Source organism: Oceanobacillus sp. B139/18, assembly GCF_055524595.1.
In genome coordinates this window covers 394,556-415,765 of the sequence record NZ_JBVFXI010000001.1, presented here as the reverse complement: position 1 = coordinate 415,765, position 21,210 = coordinate 394,556, and the positions used below count along the sequence as shown (strand labels likewise).

Sequence of the window (21,210 nt, the reverse complement as noted above, 5' to 3'; positions counted from 1 at the left end):
TATTGGAAATCTTGATAAATCATCTGCGTACATACTGAATATGTATTTTAGAAGATACTAAAAAACCATAGCACTGACTATGGTTTTTTAGTTTATATTAAAGGTCCAGACTTTCTTGCTCTTCTTTTGATTTTTCTTCACTTTGTTCCGGCTCTTTGTCCAGTTCATAGTGATCACGGATGGTCTTGCTGATTTCTTCAAATACTTCTTCATTTTCTTTCAGGTATTGTTTTGCATTTTCTCTGCCCTGACCTAACCGTTCTCCATTATAAGAATACCAGGCACCGCTTTTTTGTACTATATCAAGGTCTGAACCAATATCCAGAACTTCCCCTTCTTTTGAAATGCCCTTGCCATACATAATATCTACTTCTGCCTGCTTAAATGGAGGCGCTACTTTGTTTTTTACAACCTTAATACGGGCTTTATTCCCTACAGCGTCATTGCCGATTTTAAGGGTTTCAGCACGGCGCACTTCCAGTCTCACAGAGGAATAGAATTTTAACGCACGGCCGCCGGGAGTTGTTTCCGGATTCCCGAACATCACGCCTACTTTTTCACGAATCTGATTGATGAAGATAGCTGTTGTTTTCGATTTATTGATTGCTCCTGAAAGCTTACGGAGTGCCTGTGACATTAACCGGGCCTGCAAGCCGACATGAGAATCTCCCATTTCCCCTTCAATCTCTGCCTTCGGTACAAGTGCTGCTACAGAATCGACGACAACAATATCTACTGCGCCGCTTCGTACAAGTGCTTCAGCAATTTCTAAAGCCTGTTCCCCTGTATCTGGCTGTGATAATAAAAGCTCATCAATATTCACACCAAGCGCTCTTGCATAAACAGGATCAAGTGCATGCTCTGCATCAATAAAAGCAGCCTGCCCGCCCTGTTTTTGCGCCTCTGCAATAGCATGGAGCGCTACTGTTGTTTTACCGGAAGATTCCGGACCATATATTTCTACTACTCTTCCTTTTGGATATCCACCAATTCCAAGGGATACATCCAAAGCCAGCGATCCGCTTGGAATCGTAGCAATCTTCGGTATTTCATTCTCTCCCATTTTCATAATGGAACCTTTACCAAATTGCTTCTCTATTTGTCTTAAAGCCATATCTAAAGCTTGTTGTTTATCACTCACCGAAAATTCCTCCTTTATCTATCTGTATCCATCATACAATGATTTCATCAATTTAACAAGCAAAAAGACGAATAAATGTTCTTATATTTTCAAGACAGAATTTGCCTTAAAATTTAAAATCACTTGTAAAAACGTATTAAAAAAGGAAATCTCTAAGTCAGGTAAGGGTTAATTATTAAAACTTCCTTTTTTAAACTTTTATTTCAAATATTGATATAATAATTCAAACCCTTTTAAAGCAGCTCTTTCACGAATATTATTACGGTTGCCTGATAAAAGAATAGAACTTGATTCCACTATTTTCCCCTCATCGTAAATGGCAATATAAACTTGTCCGACCGGCTTTTCTTCCTGCGTTTCCGGACCAGCGACTCCGGTGAAGGAAATAGCGGTAGGTGTATTTAATTTCGTGGCAGCCTGCTCTGCCATTGCTTCGGCACATTCCTTGCTTACGACCCCATATTCCGAAATCCATTCCGGCGTCAAGCCCAATAAAGCTTCTTTTGCTGCTGTCTGATACGTTACCAGACTGCCGGCAAAGACATTCGATGCTCCAGCCGCCGATACAAGATTGCTAGAGAATAATCCGCCTGTTAAACTTTCTGCGGCAGCTAATGTTTTTCCTTTTTCTGCCAACAGCTCCATTACTTTATTCTCAATCGTCTGCTCATCCTCACCAAAGCAGTATGCTCCAATACGCGCTAAAATTTCTTGTTTTTTATCTGCAACCAGTTTTTGTGCCTCAGCCTTCGATGCAGCACTCGCAGTAACCCGGATAACCACTCCTTGGTCTTGTGCCAGCGGAGCAATCGTCGGATTTGTCTGTTCATGAATCATATCTGTTAATTCATGCTCCAGATTGGATTCGCCGATGCCGATAAATTTCAACACAGTAGATTGAATAACCTGCTGTTTACCCGTTAAGTTTTCCAGAAATGGAAATAGCTCTTCTGAAGAAATTTGCTTCATTTCCCGAGGAACGCCCGGCAGAAAGAACCAATGCGTATCCTGATAGTCGATATACATTCCCGGAGCCATCCCTGCATTATTTTTTAATACAGTGGCACCTTTGAAAACACGGGCCTGCTTCCGATTATTCGGTGTCATCGTGCGGTTTCGCTCTTTATAATAGCTTTCTATCTTTTCCATTGTTGTTTTATCTTCTATAATTTCAAGGCCTGTTAATTGTTCAAAGCCTTCCCGTGTCAGGTCATCTTCCGTCGGTCCCAGCCCGCCAGTAACAATTACAATATCTGAACGTGACTGCGCCAGACGAAATGCCTGTTCAACACGATCTAAATTATCTCCCACCACAGTATGGTTATAAACATTTATTCCATACGTAGCCAGCTGCTCCGACAGCCACTGTGCATTTGTATTCGCTATTTGTCCAAGCAATAACTCTGTCCCTACTGCAACGATTTCTGCTTGATAATTTTTTGTCATTTCGAATCCCTCATTATACTCCAGTTTTTAACAAAGTAGTCCACCCCTGAAATGATGGTGAATACTAAGGATAGATATAACATAATTGTACCAAATGGAAAATTCATATAAGAAAATGGAAAGTTATGCAATAACAAAGCAGCAATTGCAATCATTTGTGTTGCTGTTTTTAATTTGCCCATGCTGCCGGCAGCCATTACGGTTCCCTCGCCTGCTGCAACGAGTCTTAATCCCGTAACAGCAAACTCTCTGCTGATAATAATAATAACTACCCAAGCCGGAGCCAGTTCAATTTCTATTAACAAAATGAGAGCCGCCGAAACAAGAAGTTTATCCGCTAAAGGATCCATAAACTTCCCTAAATTAGTAACTAAGTTATACTTCCTTGCATAGTAGCCATCCACCCAATCTGTGCAGGCTGCAATGATAAAAATCAAGGCCGCCGCAAAGTGGGCAACAGGCAATTCTGCATTTCCAATATCCCAGCTTCCCCATGGAAACGGAACACTCATCAATATAATAAAAAGAGGTATCATTAAAATACGAGAAAAAGTTAACTTATTTGGTAAATTCATTTTACACCCTCCATCAAAAACTTGCTGCGCAGCTTTCCTATACTTTGTTGTTTAACATGTTAGCTGCGTTGACATCCTTCTTAAAGACCAATACCAGAATTATTAGCCCTATCGAAGGATGCATTTATTTTATAATTTCCCAATGGGCAAGAAGTAAACCCTCCTATATAAAAGGAGGGTTTACTTTTACTCCAATCATTCATTGTTCATCTGTAAATTGATGCGCTGATGGATAGCAGAAGTCGGATACTCGATATCTGTTCCATCGATAGAAATCGTCACTGCTGATGAATTACCTATGTTCAACGAAATCGATTCTTCATCAGCTAAATCAATTTCTACAGGAGATGCTTCTGCATCAAAATTCCCGCTAAATAAAGATTCATCATCTGTTCCGGTTATTTCCAGCCAGCTGTTCTGTTCATCATCTGCAGATTCCAAAATTAATGTAGCTTCTTCACCAGCACCAGTGACTTCAAGTTCAGAAGTTGGAGAATTACCTGTTCCTTCTTCAACGACCTCTACGGAGACTTCTTCATTTTCTTCTGTCTCCTCCTCTTCTGCCGATTCATCTTCCGTTCCACCTTCACTGTCATCTGCATTATCATCCGCAGCGCCATTACCGTCTCCCTCACCGGAATCATCAATAATCATGCCGCCATCGTTGCTGTTTTCTTCCTCAACTGGTTCCCCGTCACTCGGAGAAGAGCTCTGACGGATGAAAAAGATAGCTACCGCGATAATAGCGATAATCAATAAAACCACAGTTACCGTTGGAATAATAGACGAGGAACGTGATTCTTTATCTGATCTGCTTTCTTTTCTCGTTCGCTGTATCCTGCTGTATTGTACATTCTCTTCTTCTGTAGCAGGAAGCTCCTCTTTATGATCGGTCATGATTTCATCCGGATTAATTCCTACTGCTGTCGCATATTCTTTAATAAATGCACGTGTGTAGAACTTTCCCGGAAGAATATCAAAGTTGCCTTCTTCAATGGCAACCAAGTATCTTTTTTGAATTTTTGTTTTTTCCTGCAGGCTGTCCAAAGAAATATCCTTCGCCAGCCGTGCCTCTTTCAGCTTTTCACCAACATCCATTTAAAACACCTTCCACCTTTTTAATTAAACTAAGAGAGTATAACTTATTCCGTAAATTTAATCTCAAGCTAGAGATATAACTGTCTAGCTCCGAGCGCCAAACTTTAGAGATTTCACGTCACGCCCTACGATAAAGAAGACTTAGTGATTGGCAAGCCGGCAGGCGCAGACAGAGCGATAGTCGCACTTATGCCCCGCGGGTGAAAGTCATCATCGGTTCGTCACCTCACCGTGATTCCTTTATCTCAGTTGTGCCGCTCCAATCTCTACGTTTTTAAACGGGCGCTCTACGCTTTTCTTTTTAAAACATCGAGAATCCGTCTTGTCGCAAATCCTCATTTTCTACTGTCTCATAAGTGATTTCTTGATCTTCATGTGTTCTCAGCTCAATAATGTAATCAAAATCTTGCATGCTGTATTCTGTAGATTGAACGAATATATCTGGATGCTCAATTACTTTAACGGTCGGCAGCTGCATAATCTCTCTGATAAGCTGCCAATGCTCTTCTTCGTTCATTTTTCTTTTAGAGACAATGCCGTCAATAATGTAGATATTGTCCGAATCGTATTCTCCTTCAATTAAATTTTTGCGTACTGTTTGTTTAATCATGGTGCTGGATACAAACAACCACCTTTTGTTTGCACTGACGCTTGCTGCAACGACGGACTCCGTTTTTCCTACTCTGGGCATCCCTCTTATCCCAATAAGCTTATGCCCTTCCACTTTAAATAATTCAGCCATAAAATCAACTAAAAGTCCAAGCTCATTTCGCACAAAACGGATTGTTTTACGGTCTTCATTATCGTGATGAATAAATTTTCCGTGCCGGACGGTAATTTTATCCCGCAGTTTAGGCTTACGAAGCTTATGTACTTTTATTGCATCCATTGTTTCTAAAATATATTTAAGTCTTGTTATATTTTCATCATATTTAGACAGGATAAGCATGGCTCTCCGGGAATTTTCAACCCCATTGATCATAATAATATTTATCGAAAGCATTCCAAGCAGAGAGGAGATTTCACCTAATAATCCCGGACGATTTTTTAAATTTTCATATTCTAGATACCACTGTGTTCTATCCATTGTAAGCTCCTTTTAGAAGTAGTTTTTTCTGGTCAGGCAACTTATTATGTCATACTATGTACTATCATATCGAAAAATAGATGAACCTTCTATTATAATATACCATTTTTTCTATATTTCCTAAACTACTAATCCCTTTTTCTCCATTCATTTTTTGCACTTTGAGAAAATATAATGAATTCAAGGAAAAAAGTATAAGCATCATGGTTTTATAACTATCTGTATCAAAATTAATAAAATTCACTAACCTGACAACATTGGTAATCGTAGTCCCATCCCTGACGTAGAAAATCCTACGCCTTTACAGGTTTGGCTTACTCCGTTTTCTTTAACGTTTTTTCAAAATAAAAAAATGAATGATGTTTTTTTACTGCATCGAAATACTTTTTGGCACAAATGAAATCCATTTCTCAAAGGATACACAAAAAGAAGCTATATAGATAATCCTATACAGCTCCTCTTCTTATTATTCATCATTTTAATCATGCTTTTGGACAAGTTTAATCATCGCGCTGGCAAGAGCTTGCTGCTCTTCTTCAGAAGCTGTGCTCCACAGCTCCTTCAATACCTCTTCTTCCGGTGTTTTTGCATCTACACTTTCTGCGAGGTAATCACCGACTTCAGCTGCTAAATTTGTTAACGTATCATGGTTGATACCATTTTCCTCAGCTTGCTGCAAACGTCCTTTTAAAAAGCCTTTCCATGAATCAAAGTTATCTAATACTGACATTTGGCCATGCCTCCTCAAACGTATTCTTGTGCAAATGAAGGATTCCTCCATCTGCCTGCTGGTTACTCTGCTGCCAAAGATAAAGCCTTTCAGCCTAAAGCATTACTATAACCCCGCCTGATACGGGCTTTTAAACAGCATGCTCTGTAACTCGCCTTAAGCATCTTTAGTATTTGAGGAAATGAGGAATTTATACATGTCCATTTGTTCTTATAATCCGCCATTAATGCGGATAATTTCTCCCTGGATATAACTGGATTCCTCACTGAGTAAATAACTGATTGCATTAGCAACCTCTTCCGGTCGTCCGGCACGATTAGCAGGGATCTCGTCAATAAAAGCATGTGTCTCTTCCGCAGATAGGTTATGGTTCATTTTCGTATCAATAAAACCGGGACTTACTGCGTTTACACGAACATTTGATAACGCCACTTCTTTCGCCAAAGCTTTTACAAATATATTTTGAGCGCCTTTTACGCTGGAGTAAACCACTTCGTTGCTTGCCCCATGGTCTCCCCACATACTTGTCACAAATAAAATAGCGCCCCGTTTCTGGCGAATCATATCCGGTAAAAAATGGTGGGTAATCAGCCACGGTGATTTCACATGAACCTGTAGTAAATCATCCATTTCTTTCGGCTTCATATCCTGAAACAGCCCATAATGAGCATGACCGCCGGCGAAAACAATCCCATCCACCGCAAAGGATATTTCTTCGATAAACGCATTCACCTCTGCTTCATTTGCTAAATTTGCCTGATAAGCAGCTAAAACAGCATGTTGTTTATCGACTTCCATCAATGCTTCTACTGAGGCCTGATTGGAATGATAATGCAGGATAAGGTGATATCCATCACTCATCAGTTTTTTGGCAGCAGCAGAACCGATATCTCCGCTTGCTCCGATTAAGAGGATATTCCCCTTCATTTTTCCACCGTCTGCTTTTGAATCGTACAGGTTGCCAGACGGTCTTCTTCAATCCATGTATTTAAAAAGTCATTGATATCCTGGACAGTCAGTTTTTGGATGAATGGCACGATATCAAGTAAATTCACGTCTTTAAACGATAATGTAGCAAATTGATTAGCAATAAACTCCAACGAATTCATCGCACGGAGCAGCTGCCCCATTTTTTTCTTTTTCATACGTTCAAAGGCAGCTTCACTAATTTCCATCTCTCTGGTTGATAATAGCATTTCTTGTACCCGTGCAGAGAATACGTCAGGCTGGTTCGTATTGGATCCGATGGAAACATAACCAAAGGAGGTTTGCAGATTACTTTCAAAAAAGAAGCTGTTATCAATGATATCTTCCTCATATAGTTTTTGATAAAATTCCCCGCCGGTTGAAAAGAAATAATCGAGCACCATATCTGTTAATAAATCACGTTTTAAATAATCCTCTCCCTGTAGCTGCTGGTTAGGCTCTTTGATACCGACAGCGCATTTCGGGATAGACACCGGCATATTAATTTGTAAATTCTTTTCTTTCACGTAATCAGGCTCTTCCGGAAATTCCCGCTGAATCTCCTCTAACTTGTCAAATGATTTTTTCTCCTGGTTCTCTAAAATCAATTGCATCATCTGCTCTGGATCAAAATTCCCCGTGACAAATAAAATCATATTTTCCGGATGATAAAATGTATGATAACAGGTATACAAATCATCCTTTGTAATCGTGTAAATAGAATCTACCGTCCCGGCAATATCAATATTGACAGGATGGTTATGGAATAATGCTTTATTCGTTCCCATAAACAGGCGCCAATCAGGCTGGTCATCGTACATATTGATTTCCTGGGCGATAATCCCCTTTTCCTTTTCTACCGATTGCTCTGAGAAATACGGATCCTGTACAAAATCAATCAATGTTAAAACATTTTTCTCAATATTGCTCGTTGCAGAAAATAAATAAGCTGTCTCGGTAAAAGAGGTAAATGCATTTGGAGAAGCCGCCTGCTTGGTAAAGTCTGTAAAAACGTCGCGATCTTCTTTTTCAAACAATTTATGCTCTAAGAAATGAGCGATTCCATCCGGTACAGTGATTGCTTCCGTCTGACCTATAGGAACAAAGCTTTGGTCGATCGAGCCGTAATTTGTCATAAAAACTCCATATGTCTTTGTCAGCTCCGGCTTTGGCAACAGACAAACCTGCAGTCCGTTATCCAGTTTTTTTTCATATAGGGTTTCGTCAACTGTTTCAAAATACCGCTTATTCATGACCCGCCCCTCCTTCGCTTGTTAATAAGTAAACCATAGCTTCCTGCACTTGATTCGCTACTTCAATAACCTGCTCTTTGGTTACCTGCCGGATGCCCTCAAAAAGCTCATCCACCGGCATTTCTTTATGTCCCACCTCTTGCTGATACATAAATTCAATCATGCCCTGCGCATGGTCTAAGGTTTCTTTTAATTGATTAATAATAAGCAATTTCGTTTCTTCTAATTCTTCTTCTGTAAAATCACCATTCTGCATTGCTTCCTTCTGTTCACGGATAATCGCAAGTGCTTTCTCATAGTCCTCCGGCGCTATCCCGCTCATCACAAATAATAACCCTTTATGACTCTCTACGCGAGAGACAGCATAATAAGCCAGGCTGTTTTTCTCTCTTACATTGATAAATAATTTAGAGCTTGGAAAACCGCCAAACATACCGTTAAAAACCTGCAACGCCGGATATTTTTCATCCCGGTAAAGAATATTCGTCCGATAACCGATATTTAATTTTGCCTGCTGAATCTGATCTTCTTCAATCAGCTCTTTCTCATCAGTTGACCGCTTTGAAGCTTCCTGGTTAAAAGGCGTGCTTTCCTTTTTCTTGAGCGTTCGTTTAAATTGACCGGTTAAGAGCTGCAGCATTTGATCCGCTTCAAAGTCACCGCTCACATAAATATCCATCACTTCTTCGTCGCGGATAGTTTCATAATACGTAAACAGTTCTTGATTAGAAAGGGAAGAAAGATCCTTTTCATAACCTTGCGCATGAATACTATACGGCTCTCCGTCACACATTTCATCTACTAAGCGAATGTTCGCATAACTTGCCTTATCGTCTTTGATGGAATGTATATTTTGACGAAGAATCCCTTTTTCCCTGTCAAATACCTGCGGAGAGAATCCCTGTCCTTCCTGATTCGGTTTATAAACAATTTCATGCAGCAATTGAATCGCCCGTTCAATCAGAGAACTGCTGTCTGGAAGGAATTTTTCATTCGGCACTTCCAAATAGAACGTTATAATGTGGTTTTCTCCTTTTTTAGCACCGCCAATAGATAATACTGCGCCGTACAATTCAGCTAGCTCTTCCTGCAATTCTTTACGCGTTGGAAAAGAGGCCGTACCTTGTTTCAAGATATAGGGAAGCAGTGCCCGTTTCGTGATAGTTTTCCTTTCCAATGGGGCACGGAACTTAACTGCAAAAGTAATTGTTTTATGCTTTTTATTGGGAAGCATATGAAAGTTTATATCATTTTCCACCTGTTTGATTTCCTTCACGCTCATAGTTATCCTCCATTCTTTACGATCTATTTCTATTTTACGCTTTTCTCTCCTTTATAAACCATTATATCGAAAGAAAGCCTGAAATATTTGCTTTATATATCATACCCTTCTCCGGACAACCTGAAAACGAAACATATCTGCCCGAAAATAATTCATCGAATATAAAACAGCTTCATCTTCATTTGTATAATGCATCTGTTTTAATAAAAGAAGTGATTCATCCGGTGTACACTGCAAAATACTATAGATGCGTTCATGATATGTAATTGGCTCAATATCCGCTACTGCATAAGCGATTTGCTTATTGGAAGCTTCTTCAATCGTACTGAATATAGATGCCTTCTCCCATAGTTTTTCTAAAGACAGATAGGACGACGGTGCCGTATCTATACAAAAGACAACCGGAGCGTCATCAGCAGTGCGGATTCTTTCAATGGTCGTTACAAATTCTAGATCAGGTAAATTGAAATCACGCTGCTCTTGTTCAGCAGCATCTAATACCTCTGTACTGATATATTGTGTTCCCGGCTTCTTTCCCGATTGTTTGATCATTTGTGTCACACTGTTAAGCTCCTCAATGCCTGCTTGAAACAGCGGCTTTGAATTTACAAACGTGCCGACGCCATGTCTGCGCGTAACAATATTATCCTCTTCCAGCATTCTTAACGCCTCTCTCAACGTTGCCCGGGAAATCCCTAGATGTTTGGAAAGCTCATACTCTGACGGCAATTTTTCTTCCTCTTTATACGTTCCAGCTTCAATACCTGCTTTTATTTTATCCATTACCTGCAAATATAAATGTCTGGCATCTTCACGTAAAGTCATTTCTTCACCTCTTTCAGTAAAAATGATGTGTTCGTCTTTTACATTGAGCGGCGGATGTACATTCCGCACACTGTTGGCAGTCTAACTTTATCCTACCACTTCTTCTGTAAATTTTGAACTTTAATAATTCCGTATTTTAAAAACGCGGCTTATCCTTAGCAGATAAACCGCGTTTCTCTATGATGTCGTGGAATGCTCTTCTTCCTGATTCGATACCAGAACCGAACGAGGCTTGCTTCCTTCATATGGCCCGACAATGCCACGTGCTTCCATGGCGTCAATCAGCCGGGCTGCCCTGGTATATCCAATCCGGAAACGGCGCTGAAGCATGGAGACACTTGCACTTTGCATTTCAAGTATCATCTGGACAGCATCTTCATAAAGCTCATCGTCCACTTCTTCTGTTACTTCATTCGTTTCTTCCGGTATCATTTCTTCCTGATAGCTTGCCTGCTGCTGTTCAATACAGTGGTCTACAATACGCTCGACCTCTTCGTCTGACAGAAATGCTCCCTGTACACGGGTAGGCTTGGAGCTTCCGGCAGGAACATAAAGCATATCGCCCCGGCCCAGTAACTTCTCAGCTCCGCCCGAATCAAGGATAGTACGTGAATCCGTTGTAGATGAAACACTAAAAGCAATTCTGGATGGAATATTGGCTTTGATTACACCCGTTATTACATCTACGGATGGACGCTGAGTTGCAATGATCAAATGGATTCCTGCAGCACGCGCCATCTGTGCAAGCCGGGTAATTGCATCTTCTACATCACTCGAAGCCACCATCATTAAATCGGCCAGCTCGTCCACAAGAACCACAATATACGGCAGGTAAGGCTGCTGTTCCTCCTCGCCTGCATTTGCATTTTGTTTGCGGATATATGCATTATAGCCTTCCATATTTCGTGTACCGCTATCGGAGAACAGATCGTACCTCCGCTCCATCTCCGCAACAATTTTTTTCAGCGCTCTGGATGCTTTTTTCGGATCTGTCACAACAGGTGTTAATAAATGCGGAATGCCGTTATACACATTCAACTCTACTTTTTTCGGGTCAATCATCATCATTTTCACTTCATGCGGTTTGGCACGCATTAAAATACTCGTAATGATGCCATTTACACAGACACTTTTCCCGCTTCCTGTCGCCCCGGCAATCAGCAGGTGGGGCATTTTATTCAATTCGCCGGCTATCGCTTCTCCAGAAATATCCCGGCCTAAAGCAAATGCCAATTTATTTGCTTTAGACGATTGTTTATCTAAAACCTCCCGGAGCGAAACCATCGATATTTCCTTGTTAGGCACTTCAATTCCGACTGCTGATTTGCCAGGTATTGGTGCTTCGATTCGAATATCCTTCGCAGCAAGAGCCAGCGCAATATCATCATGAAGACCGACGATTTTACTCACCTTCACACCAGACTCTGGATATACTTCATATTTCGTTACCGCCGGACCGACATGCACTTTGGCTATTTTCGCTTTGACGCCGAAGCTTTGAAACGTACGATCCAGCTTGCGGACGGTTGCCTGAATATGCGATTTCTCCTGCTGCTGTGAATTATGAGCCGGGCTAGCTAATAATTCCATAGAAGGCAATTGATAATCATGATTTTCTGTTGCTGTCATTGGCATGGTTTCATGCGTTTCTTCTTCTGTATCGATATTGGCCGTTTTTTCCTTGGAAGGGGTTGTTTTCCCTTTGTTCTTCTCAGGTTCCGGCTGGTCTTGATAGGCAACGTCGGTAAAATTATTAATCAGAAGCTCTTCAGCACTGTACTCTTGTTCTTCCGGAACCGCATTGCCAGCCTCTTCCTGATTTGGCACGACCGTGTCGGCAATCTCTTTCTGCTTCTGTTCTTCTTCTCTCCGCTCCGCCCGATTTGCTCTGGATCTTTGGATACGTTCCCCAAAATAAGCAAAAGTGGCTTTAAACCCTGCTGCTACCTTTTTAACAAAATCGCCGATAGATAGATTTGTCATAAAAATAATCCCGATCAATAAGCAGAAAAATACAACTATCCGGGACCCTGCAATTGAAAATAAAAAGAAGGAGACGGTAAATAACAGCGCGCCAATCATCCCCCCGCCAGTCTGCACCAAGGTGCCTGTCCCATCTAAATATTGAAAGTAAAGCTGCCAGGTCAGCCGAAGTATAGATACATCTGCTGTATTAGCGAGCAGCCTTTCCATGACTTGTACATGGGTCAGCAATAAAACACCGGCCAGCAAAATATAAAAACCTATCAGCCTTCTTGTTAAAAAATCTGGCGCCTTTCTTTTGAAGATAAGATAAAAACCAATCAAAAATAATGCAACAGGAATAAGGAAATGCCATATCCCCATAAAAAACTGAAAGATATTTCCTAGCCAATCAGGGATGGCACCGCCGCTTAACATAGCTGCCCCGCTTCCGAATATAGCAATAAAAATCAATAATAACCCGGTCAATTCCATTTGCAGGCCTTTCGTCTGTTTCGTTGTCCGTTTTTTTCTTTTCTTTCTCTTTTTGGCAGCCATTTTCTCACCCCCGTATGTAAAACAAATAAAGATTACTATAATGCTAGATTTAAAATAAGAAAAATATTCTTCTCCCGGGTAACAAACAAGGAAACTGGAATCAGTTCTCTTTATGCTGACAGAGAGACTTTATCAGGAAAATAAAGTATTCATGCTTCTTTTCCAGGTCTGCTCTTTAAAGAGGCTGCTGTTCCAGTTATAATATCACCCAGTATTGTTTCTTCATTTTATCTCTTTACCATTTCTATATTATAGCATAGATTACCATCAGCTGATAATTCTTCCTGGTAAAAAATCCGGATTCAGATAATCATTCGGATTACTCGAAATTAGCTGATTAATTTGGTAATGGCCATCGTTATTTTTTGATACAAAAACCGTTCTTCCCTGCCACTCTACTGCTTGTATTTCATTTCCAGTTCCTTGCGATTCCGGAAAAATATCCTGATAAGATAATGGTGTATAGAGGATCATGAAGCATCTCCTTCTTCTTTTTCGGGATGTACCCCTTGAATCATATGGTTTAACTTTTGTATTGCTTCCTTAACCCCGCCGACTTCATCAATTAATCCATAATCCACTGCTTCCTTGCCAACTACATTTGTACCGATATCACGAGTCAGGTTGCCTTTTGCAAACATCAGCTCTTTCAGCTTTTCCGAGTCGATATTGGAATGCTCCACAATAAACTGAATGACCCGCTCCTGCATCTTGTCCAGATATTCAAAGGTTTGCGGAACACCGATAACCATTCCTGTTAACCGGACCGGATGGATTGTCATGGTTGCTGTCGGCACAATAAAGGAATAATCGGTAGCAACGGCAATTGGCGCACCAATGGAGTGACCGCCTCCTAATACAATCGAAGTAGTCGGCTTCGACATCGACGCAATCATTTCTGCCAGAGCCAGTCCAGCCTCTACATCCCCGCCGACTGTATTTAAAAGAATAATTAATCCTTCGATTTTAGGATTTTGCTCTACGGCGATCAGCTGCGGCAGCAAGTGTTCATATTTTGTTGTTTTATTTTGCGGCGGCAGCTGAAGATGTCCCTCTACCTGTCCGATAATGGATAAAACATGGATATTTGAATCGGGCGCCTGCGGAACATTCGCCTGTCCCAGCTGCTGAATTTTTTCGACAAGAGAGGATGCATTCGGCTGATTTTCCTCTTCTCCTTGATTTTCGTTGTTATCATCCGTATCCATTCGCATACAAAAACTCCTTCCAGCTATTTATATACGATTAGTATAAACAATCGGTTAAAAATCATACGGAAGAAGAGATGCAGAAATAAAGTGAAATTTCCGGTCCAAACTTATATTTTAGAGTCCATAAAAAAACATGAAGCAGCCAAAATCCTGCTTCATGTTTTTTTACATGATTCTAAAGCGATACTTCCTCTGTGCTTAAACCAAACACATCATGTAATGCATTAACTGCTGTAACTAGCTCGTGGTCATGTACCAAGACCCAGATAGTTGTATGACTGTCTGCTGACTGCAATATCTGCACTCCAGAATCGGTTAATGCCTGCACGATTTTAGATGCAACGCCGGGTACTCCTGTCATGCCGGCTCCTACAGCTGATACTTTTGCACAGCTCTCGGTAATTTCCGGCTGGAAACCCAGCACCTCTAAAATTTCAATTGCTTTTGCCGTAAGCTCAGCCGGCACAGTATAAGCAACACCTGTCGGCGAAATATTAATGAAATCCACAGAGATACCTGCTTCAGCCATTGCCTTAAATACTTCCGACTGTACCCGGTACGCTGATTCTTTCGTCTGCACCTTAATCTGTGTCACATTTGCAATATGCGCAATACCCGTTATCATTCGTTCGGAAATATCTGCGCCAGCTTCTTCAATCCGGGAAGATGTGACAAGTGTTCCCAGCCGTTCCGAGTAGGTGGAGCGGATACGCATCGGAATTTTCCCCTGCATGGCTATTTCTACAGCACGAGGGTGAATGACCTTTGCCCCTTGATAAGCAAGATTACAAATCTCTGTATAGGTTACTACATCAAGCGGACGCGCACTTTTTACGACACGCGGATCTGCGGTCATGATTCCTTCCACATCTGTAAAAATCTCAATACGCTCTGCGTCCAACGCAACACCTAAGGCAGCTGCAGAAGTATCACTGCCGCCCCGGCCAATCGTTGTTATTTCTCCGGACTCGCTCTGGCCCTGAAAACCAGCAACCACAACGACATCATGCGTTTCTAATTCCTGTAAAATACGGGCCGGATTGACTTCTTTTATCTTTGCACGATTAAAATCTTCACTCGTTACAAAACCAGCCTGTGCACCAGTCAAAGCTGTTGCAGAAACATGGTTTTTTTGCAGCTCATTAGAAAGCACAACGGATGAAATAATTTCACCGCATGACATCAGCAAATCAAGCTCCCGATTTGAGTTATTATTCGCCGGAAAATCAATTAAGCCTAATAAACTGTCTGTTGCATAAGGATCCGGTTTTCTTCCCAATGCAGAAACAACAACGACTAACTTATATTCTTGAACAAGTGCATCTTTAATATGACGGATAACATGTTCCCGGTTCGTTTCTGATTGTACGGAAGTTCCTCCGAATTTTTGTACTAATACTTGCAATATTAACACCTCAACACTATCCAAGAAGTTACACTCTGGATGTCTAATAGATTGATTACATCATTATTTACAAGAAGGTTCAAGAAGGGAGATGAAAATATTATTCCAGAAAAGCATCTTTTCTTTTATCAGCCTTCTTAAACACATACTAAGATATCTAATTACTTTTTAAAGCCGTCACTTTTTACTAACGTTTGTGCGATTTGCACGGTATTCCATGCTGCGCCTTTTAATAAATTATCAGATACTACCCATAAATGGAATCCTTTTGGATTATCTAAATCTTTCCTTACGCGCCCTACGAAAACTTCCTCTTTGCCTTCAGCAGATTGCGGTGTCGGATATTCCTGCTCCTGCGGATTATCCTGAAGGACGATTCCATCTGCAGATTTCAGTGTCTTCCAAATATCTTTTACATTCAGGCCTTCCTGATCTACTTCAATATAAACACTCTCGGCATGGGAGGTAGCAAATGGAAGGCGCACACAGGTTGCCGCAACATTTAATGCCTCATCATGCATGATTTTCTTCGTTTCATTAATCATTTTCATCTCTTCAAATGTAAAACCATTATCTTCAAAAACATCAATTTGCGGCAATGCGTTAAACGCAATCGGGAAATGCTTCTTATCTCCTTTAACCGGCAAAATCTCTGCTTTTACTTCGTTACCGTCTAAATATTCTTTTGACTGCTCATATAACTCTTCTACCGCTGCATTTCCGGCACCAGATACTGCCTGGTAAGTAGAAACGATGATTTTCCCTATACCAAATGCATCCTTTATCGGTTTTAAAGCTGCAACCATTTGAATGGTAGAACAGTTTGGATTGGCGATAATCCCTTGATGTTTTGCAATATCTTCCGGATTTACTTCTGGTACAACAAGCGGTACATCTTCATTCATACGAAAAGCACTTGTATTATCTACCACAACTGCCCCTCTTTTAACAGCTTCAGGTGCCAGTTGTTTAGAAATGGAACCGCCCGCAGAAAATAGTGCAATATCTACTCCTTCAAATGATTCTGGCGCAGCTTCTTCAACAATGATCGTTTCCCCGTTAAAAGTTTCTTCTTTTCCTGCCGAACGGGCAGAAGATAGTAATTTAAGCTGGTTTACCGGAAACTTTTTATCTTCGAGTATTTGTTTGATTTTCTGACCTACTGCCCCTGTAGCACCTACAATGGCTACATTATATGTTTGTTGCTCTGCCATTCCAATAACTCCCTCCACTTATTAAATGTCAACTAAACTTCATTTTAACACATTTTTCGTGGAATAAGGTACAATAATCGGCTGAATTTGTTTTCCTTTTAACGCTGCCTCTGCAGCAGGGATTAATTGATCCAGATTTGCTGAGAGCGAGGAGGGCTTCTGATGCGGATTATCCTGCCCGAACGGTACAAAATAGATGTGCTTTGCATTAAGCAATACAGCTAGATTCTTGGCATTTAACCCAAGCGCATCATTGGTTGTTAAAGCTAATAATAAAGGATGTTCATTTCGGAGCGTTGATTTTGCAGCCATTAAAACCGGATTATCTGTATGGGCATTCGCCAGCTTGCTCATCGAATTCCCTGTCAGCGGGGCAATCACCATCACATCAAGTGGTTTATCCGGTCCATAGGGCTCTGCATCAGGAATAGTGGTAATAATAGGATGATTGGCTGCTTTTTCAAGCCTCTTCACGTTATCCGCAGCCTTTCCATGCTTCGTATCGGTGTATTGAACCATTTCTGTTATAAATGGAATGACTTCTGCTCCCTGTTCAATCAATTCCTCGATAATTGGAAAAATATGAGGAAGGGTATGATGCGATCCTGTTAAGCCAAAGCCGATTCGCTTATTCTTGAATGTCATTCTGACGCACGCTCCTCCTCCAGAATTTGTTCCATCACATTAGCAAGGATTTTCCCCGCTGTTCTTGGTGCTACGATTCCCGGCAGACTGCGCGCAAGTATAGCTTGAATACCACGCTTTTTCGCAAAATCAAAATCTGTTCCGCCGGGTTTGGATGCCAGATCAATAATAACTGCATTTGTCGGCAGATTTTGAATCGCTTCTTTGGTTACTACTAAGCTCGGAATAGTATTGATTAAAATATCACAGTTCTCTGTATGATTGCTTAATTCGTGTAAAGGCACAGCCTGTAAACCCATTTCCGTAATACGCGCTAAATCCCTTATACTCCTGGCACAAACAGAAACCTTGGCTCCCAGCGCAGAAAATTTATTCGCTACCGTATTCCCTACCCTTCCAAATCCTACAACCATCACCCGGGAAGAGTGGACGGTCTGATCGGTATGCTCAAAAGCCATCATAATGGCTCCTTCCGCTGTTGGAATGGAGTTATAGATGGCAACATCATCACGATCAAGCAGCGGCACTAAGGTAACGCCCGCTTTTTCCGCCATACTTGTTAAGTACGCATTCGTCATCCCGGTAAAAATCATACATTCCGAATGTAATTTTTGAAACCAGGCTTCATCTAAATGAATTTTTTTATCTGTAAAAACAGTTTCTACGTTCCCTTTTGAATCAGTACCTGTTATCGGTAAAACAACGACATCCAGCTTGCTCTGGTCCAATTCATCCAGTGCTGATTCGTTTAATCCTGTAAATCCCTGCTCTAATTTATCAAAACCACAAAGAATTACTTCATTAGCATGATTGCTTTTCAATATTTTTATTAACTCTAAATACCTTGCATCTCCACCAATTACTGCAATCCGTCGACTCATTTTACGTATAACCTCCAGACAACTTTTCACGTATTCATGATTCGATATAGTTTATGAATTTTTAATTCAGTGGTGAACAATTTAGCCATTAAAATACCGACTTCCTGGCAAGAAGGGTGAAAACCTATTTTCGAAAAATAAGAAAAACCAAGAATACCGCTTGTTCTTTAAAACATCGGGTTCTTGCCGAGTAGATGTCCGCTGCGACGGTTTTCGATGGGGCGAGTAATCGCAGTCCCGATGGGAAAAAAACATAGAAAAAAAGCCTGTTTATCCGGCAGGAAAAGGTGTGTCTGATTACCTTTTCCTGCAAAATAAACAAGCTTTACATTGTTTAGCCTTCTTCAGGGAGTTCTGTATCAATCATGATCATATCTGTCCCTATTTTTTTGATAGACTTCCAATGGATTTTTGTTTCTTCTCCCTCTTTTACAAGGCCGAACCATTTATAGCTTGGCACAATAAACGCTTCGATTTGCCCGGTTTTCGGATTGATTTCTAAATCGGTCTGCCCAAGCATCCCAAGCCTTTTCCCTTCGTTCACGTTGATGATTTCCTTATCTCCCATATCTCGAAAGCGTACCATAGAAAAACTCCTTTTCTCTGTTCTGAAGGCAGTCAGTCACAGCCTTAGAATAATGAAGTTTCGTTTATATACTATATGTCCAAAATAAGAAAACATGCTTTTACTTGCGCGTATCTTCCGGTGCTATCAATGCCCGTGACGGCTTTTGCTTAAACACATTTTTAATAACATCCGTAACTTGTTCATTGGTAATCCCATCAATCTCTAAAATCAAATCATCTAAGGTACGATGTCTTTGCAATAATAATTCATTCCGTCCATTCCGTGACATTCTGCTGTTGGTGCTCTCTAATCCCAGCATCAGATTTCCTTTAATCTGTTCTTTGCTGTTTCGTAATTCTTTTTCTGTTAACCCATGCTCTATAAAATGATGAAGTGTAGAATTCATCACTTCTTCTAATTGACCCAGCTGATCTTTTCCTGTGCCGGCATAAATGGTCAGCAAGCCATCATCTATAAATGCTGCATGATAAGAAAAAACAGAATAGGCCAGTCCTTTTTTCTCACGTATTTCTTGGAATAAACGTGAGCTCATGCTGCCCCCAAGCACGTTATTCATGATAGATAATGGATATAGATGCTTGTCTCCCGCTTCATATCCATTATAGCCAAGGCAAAGATGTGCCTGCTCTGTATCCTTGCTCCGGTAAATTGCTTCCTGCAAGAAGGCGGGCTTGATGATTGTTTCTTCAGATGCCTTTCTTGTAAAAGAACCAAAATAAGCATCGATCTCATTGATAAATGAATGGGATACATTGCCGGCAACCGAAACAACTACATTATCAGGTGTATAATTAGCTTCTACATACTCCTGTAATTGCTTTTGATCAAAAGATGCCAGCTGTTTTTCTGTTCCGAGAATTGGATATCCCAATGGGTGTTCACCATAGGCGGCTTCGGCCAGCAAATCATGAACGATATCATCCGGTGTATCCTCGCACATTTTTATTTCTTCGTAGACAACCTTTTTTTCTCTTTCCATTTCTTCTTCATCAAATGTAGATTCAAAAAACATATCTGCTAATACTTCCAAAGCAAATTCTTTATGTGTATCTAAAACCTTTGCATAAAAACATGTATATTCCTTCGATGTAAAAGCATTGATTTGCCCGCCGATAGAGTCGAATGCTTCTGCAATATCCTGTGCGCTTCTTGTTTTCGTTCCTTTAAAAAACATATGCTCTAAAAAATGAGAAATGCCATTATTATGGAGATTTTCATTTCTAGATCCAATTTTAACCCAAATACCAATCGTGACGGAACGTACCGCCGGCATTGATTCTAACACAATCCGTACTCCATTACTGCTTGTATATTTTTCTACCAATACATATCCTCCTAAATATCTCAGCTTAACGTGATTCACTTAACAACGATTCTACGGTTCCTATTTTATAATCTTTTTCCTTGATAATGGTAATCATTTGCTCTAACGCATTCGTTGTTGCCTGCGTTGGATGCATAAGAATCATCGCTCCAGGGTGAACATTTTTTTCTATCCGATTAACCATAACAGATACCGATGGATTCTTCCAATCAATTGTATCAACTGTCCATAAAATTGTTTCCATCTCCAGCTCTGCAGCAGTTTCTACTGTTTCATCTTTAAAGCTTCCGCTTGGGGGCGCGAACCATTTAGGCTGTTCTCCTGTGATGGTTTTTAAAATTTGATTTGTTTCCTCTATCTGCGTATAGGCATTGCTTTTATCAAGTGCAGCCATATCCGGATGATTATAGGCATGATTACCAATTAAATGTCCTTCCTCTTCAATCATTTTAACAAGGTCAGAATTATTTTGCGCCCATTTCCCTTCAATAAAAAAAGTGGCTTTCACTTGATGGTCTTTTAAAATTTGCAGCATTTCCGGGATATATGCTTCCCCCCAGGAAACATTGATTAAGAAAGAGACCATTTCTTTTTTGGGATGACCTCGATAAATTGGAGCTGGTTCCAGGTTCTCCAGTAAGATATCAGGAGAGGTTTCATTAAAAACAAGTAAGCTTTCATCCCATTTATCTGCTTCTTTCATTTTCTGATACGATTCTTCCACATTCACCTCTAATCCATTTCTTCCTGGTGTCTTCTTCCAAACCTCATCAATATAAGCATTTTCTGGTTCTTCCTGGTAAGCCCCTTTCTTTTCTTCAATCTCCATATAAAGGGCATCATTTGTTGCACTCACTTCTATTTCTGATGGTTCTATCATGACCGTCTCTGTTTGAAAAGGATTATATCGTATATCAAATACCGTGAAAATTAGAATCAGAAAAACAAGAACATGGACATACTTAAAATACCGCTTCATCTTTAATCCCTCCCTCTTCGTATTTTTATGCTTTTAGAG

At 40.5% G+C, this 21,210-nt stretch carries 20 protein-coding genes; all 20 read right to left on the bottom strand.

What is annotated here, in order from left to right; all coding sequences use genetic code 11:
- Window positions 1-97: 97 nt before the first annotated feature.
- Complete coding sequence (gene recA / locus ACZSMY_RS01975) at window positions 98-1,141, bottom strand: recombinase RecA (RefSeq protein ID WP_042534919.1); 1,044 nt, start codon at window positions 1,139-1,141, stop codon at window positions 98-100.
- A gap of 198 nt (window positions 1,142-1,339) precedes the next feature.
- A complete protein-coding gene (locus ACZSMY_RS01970) occupies window positions 1,340-2,587 on the bottom strand; it encodes a competence/damage-inducible protein A (RefSeq protein WP_042534921.1) in 1,248 nt (415 codons plus the stop codon).
- On the bottom strand, window positions 2,584-3,162 hold the full coding sequence (gene pgsA, locus ACZSMY_RS01965; protein WP_042534923.1) for a CDP-diacylglycerol--glycerol-3-phosphate 3-phosphatidyltransferase: 579 nt from the start codon (window positions 3,160-3,162) through the stop codon (window positions 2,584-2,586). Before pgsA ends, ACZSMY_RS01970 begins: the two co-directional genes overlap by 4 nt.
- Window positions 3,163-3,357: 195 nt before the next feature.
- Entirely contained in the window at window positions 3,358-4,260 is a 903-nt protein-coding gene (locus ACZSMY_RS01960; protein WP_042534925.1) for a helix-turn-helix domain-containing protein, read from the bottom strand.
- 301 nt (window positions 4,261-4,561) lie between these two features.
- Window positions 4,562-5,347, bottom strand: coding sequence for a DUF3388 domain-containing protein (locus ACZSMY_RS01955; RefSeq protein WP_193064664.1), 786 nt, complete (start codon window positions 5,345-5,347; stop codon window positions 4,562-4,564).
- 478 nt (window positions 5,348-5,825) lie between these two features.
- Complete coding sequence (locus ACZSMY_RS01950) at window positions 5,826-6,077, bottom strand: DUF3243 domain-containing protein (RefSeq protein WP_042534929.1); 252 nt, start codon at window positions 6,075-6,077, stop codon at window positions 5,826-5,828.
- Between the two features lie 210 nt (window positions 6,078-6,287).
- Window positions 6,288-7,004 carry an elongation factor P 5-aminopentanone reductase gene (gene ymfI, locus ACZSMY_RS01945; RefSeq protein WP_042534931.1) on the bottom strand — a complete coding sequence of 239 codons (717 nt, stop codon included), beginning with the start codon at window positions 7,002-7,004 and terminating at the stop codon, window positions 6,288-6,290.
- Window positions 7,001-8,296, bottom strand: a complete 1,296-nt coding sequence (gene yfmH, locus ACZSMY_RS01940) for an EF-P 5-aminopentanol modification-associated protein YfmH (protein WP_042534933.1) — start codon at window positions 8,294-8,296, stop codon at window positions 7,001-7,003. The genes ymfI and yfmH overlap by 4 nt, the downstream gene beginning before the upstream one ends.
- The gene (gene yfmF / locus ACZSMY_RS01935; protein ID WP_193064663.1) at window positions 8,289-9,578 is read right to left on the bottom strand and encodes an EF-P 5-aminopentanol modification-associated protein YfmF; all 1,290 of its coding nucleotides are present in this window, start codon (window positions 9,576-9,578) and stop codon (window positions 8,289-8,291) included. The genes yfmH and yfmF overlap by 8 nt, the downstream gene beginning before the upstream one ends.
- Window positions 9,579-9,677: 99 nt before the next feature.
- Window positions 9,678-10,403 (bottom strand): GntR family transcriptional regulator, encoded by a 726-nt coding sequence (locus ACZSMY_RS01930; RefSeq protein ID WP_042534938.1) that lies wholly within the window; start codon window positions 10,401-10,403, stop codon window positions 9,678-9,680.
- Window positions 10,404-10,580: 177 nt separating this feature from the next.
- Window positions 10,581-12,923 (bottom strand): FtsK/SpoIIIE family DNA translocase, encoded by a 2,343-nt coding sequence (locus ACZSMY_RS01925; RefSeq protein WP_042534940.1) that lies wholly within the window; start codon window positions 12,921-12,923, stop codon window positions 10,581-10,583.
- 267 nt (window positions 12,924-13,190) lie between these two features.
- Window positions 13,191-13,397 (bottom strand): YlzJ-like family protein, encoded by a 207-nt coding sequence (locus ACZSMY_RS01920; protein ID WP_042534942.1) that lies wholly within the window; start codon window positions 13,395-13,397, stop codon window positions 13,191-13,193.
- Window positions 13,394-14,131: a ClpP family protease gene (locus tag ACZSMY_RS01915; protein ID WP_139089224.1), complete on the bottom strand. Its 738-nt coding sequence runs from the start codon at window positions 14,129-14,131 to the stop codon at window positions 13,394-13,396. The genes ACZSMY_RS01920 and ACZSMY_RS01915 overlap by 4 nt, the downstream gene beginning before the upstream one ends.
- Before the next feature lie 178 nt (window positions 14,132-14,309).
- Window positions 14,310-15,539, bottom strand: coding sequence for an aspartate kinase (gene dapG / locus ACZSMY_RS01910; RefSeq protein WP_256704837.1), 1,230 nt, complete (start codon window positions 15,537-15,539; stop codon window positions 14,310-14,312).
- Between the two features lie 161 nt (window positions 15,540-15,700).
- A complete protein-coding gene (locus tag ACZSMY_RS01905; protein WP_042534948.1) occupies window positions 15,701-16,753 on the bottom strand; it encodes an aspartate-semialdehyde dehydrogenase in 1,053 nt (350 codons plus the stop codon).
- Window positions 16,754-16,792: 39 nt separating this feature from the next.
- Entirely contained in the window at window positions 16,793-17,398 is a 606-nt protein-coding gene (gene dpaB / locus ACZSMY_RS01900; RefSeq protein WP_042534950.1) for a dipicolinate synthase subunit B, read from the bottom strand.
- Window positions 17,395-18,279 carry a dipicolinic acid synthetase subunit A gene (gene dpaA / locus ACZSMY_RS01895; RefSeq protein ID WP_042534952.1) on the bottom strand — a complete coding sequence of 295 codons (885 nt, stop codon included), beginning with the start codon at window positions 18,277-18,279 and terminating at the stop codon, window positions 17,395-17,397. Before dpaA ends, dpaB begins: the two co-directional genes overlap by 4 nt.
- A 334-nt stretch (window positions 18,280-18,613) precedes the next feature.
- Entirely contained in the window at window positions 18,614-18,865 is a 252-nt protein-coding gene (locus tag ACZSMY_RS01890; protein WP_042534953.1) for a YlmC/YmxH family sporulation protein, read from the bottom strand.
- Window positions 18,866-18,965: 100 nt separating this feature from the next.
- Complete coding sequence (locus ACZSMY_RS01885) at window positions 18,966-20,192, bottom strand: M16 family metallopeptidase (protein WP_212928518.1); 1,227 nt, start codon at window positions 20,190-20,192, stop codon at window positions 18,966-18,968.
- A 25-nt stretch (window positions 20,193-20,217) separates the two neighbouring features.
- The gene (locus tag ACZSMY_RS01880; protein ID WP_212928517.1) at window positions 20,218-21,171 is read right to left on the bottom strand and encodes a polysaccharide deacetylase family protein; all 954 of its coding nucleotides are present in this window, start codon (window positions 21,169-21,171) and stop codon (window positions 20,218-20,220) included.
- Between the last annotated feature and the right edge of the window lie 39 nt (window positions 21,172-21,210).

Excerpts from the sequence above, each read along its gene's own strand:
- ACZSMY_RS01970 (WP_042534921.1), bottom strand. The coding sequence starts at position 2,587 with ATGACAAAAAATTATCAAGCAGAAATCGTTGCAGTAGGGACAGAGTTA.
- pgsA (WP_042534923.1), bottom strand. The coding sequence starts at position 3,162 with ATGAATTTACCAAATAAGTTAACTTTTTCTCGTATTTTAATGATACCT.
- ACZSMY_RS01960 (WP_042534925.1), bottom strand. The coding sequence starts at position 4,260 with ATGGATGTTGGTGAAAAGCTGAAAGAGGCACGGCTGGCGAAGGATATT.
- ACZSMY_RS01955 (WP_193064664.1), bottom strand. The coding sequence starts at position 5,347 with ATGGATAGAACACAGTGGTATCTAGAATATGAAAATTTAAAAAATCGT.
- ACZSMY_RS01950 (WP_042534929.1), bottom strand. The coding sequence starts at position 6,077 with ATGTCAGTATTAGATAACTTTGATTCATGGAAAGGCTTTTTAAAAGGA.
- ymfI (WP_042534931.1), bottom strand. The coding sequence starts at position 7,004 with ATGAAGGGGAATATCCTCTTAATCGGAGCAAGCGGAGATATCGGTTCT.
- yfmH (WP_042534933.1), bottom strand. The coding sequence starts at position 8,296 with ATGAATAAGCGGTATTTTGAAACAGTTGACGAAACCCTATATGAAAAA.
- yfmF (WP_193064663.1), bottom strand. The coding sequence starts at position 9,578 with ATGAGCGTGAAGGAAATCAAACAGGTGGAAAATGATATAAACTTTCAT.
- ACZSMY_RS01930 (WP_042534938.1), bottom strand. The coding sequence starts at position 10,403 with ATGACTTTACGTGAAGATGCCAGACATTTATATTTGCAGGTAATGGAT.
- ACZSMY_RS01925 (WP_042534940.1), bottom strand. The coding sequence starts at position 12,923 with ATGGCTGCCAAAAAGAGAAAGAAAAGAAAAAAACGGACAACGAAACAG.
- ACZSMY_RS01920 (WP_042534942.1), bottom strand. The coding sequence starts at position 13,397 with ATGATCCTCTATACACCATTATCTTATCAGGATATTTTTCCGGAATCG.
- ACZSMY_RS01915 (WP_139089224.1), bottom strand. The coding sequence starts at position 14,131 with ATGGATACGGATGATAACAACGAAAATCAAGGAGAAGAGGAAAATCAG.
- ACZSMY_RS01905 (WP_042534948.1), bottom strand. The coding sequence starts at position 16,753 with ATGGCAGAGCAACAAACATATAATGTAGCCATTGTAGGTGCTACAGGG.
- dpaB (WP_042534950.1), bottom strand. The coding sequence starts at position 17,398 with ATGACATTCAAGAATAAGCGAATCGGCTTTGGCTTAACAGGATCGCAT.
- dpaA (WP_042534952.1), bottom strand. The coding sequence starts at position 18,279 with ATGAGTCGACGGATTGCAGTAATTGGTGGAGATGCAAGGTATTTAGAG.
- ACZSMY_RS01890 (WP_042534953.1), bottom strand. The coding sequence starts at position 18,865 with ATGGTACGCTTTCGAGATATGGGAGATAAGGAAATCATCAACGTGAAC.
- ACZSMY_RS01880 (WP_212928517.1), bottom strand. The coding sequence starts at position 21,171 with ATGAAGCGGTATTTTAAGTATGTCCATGTTCTTGTTTTTCTGATTCTA.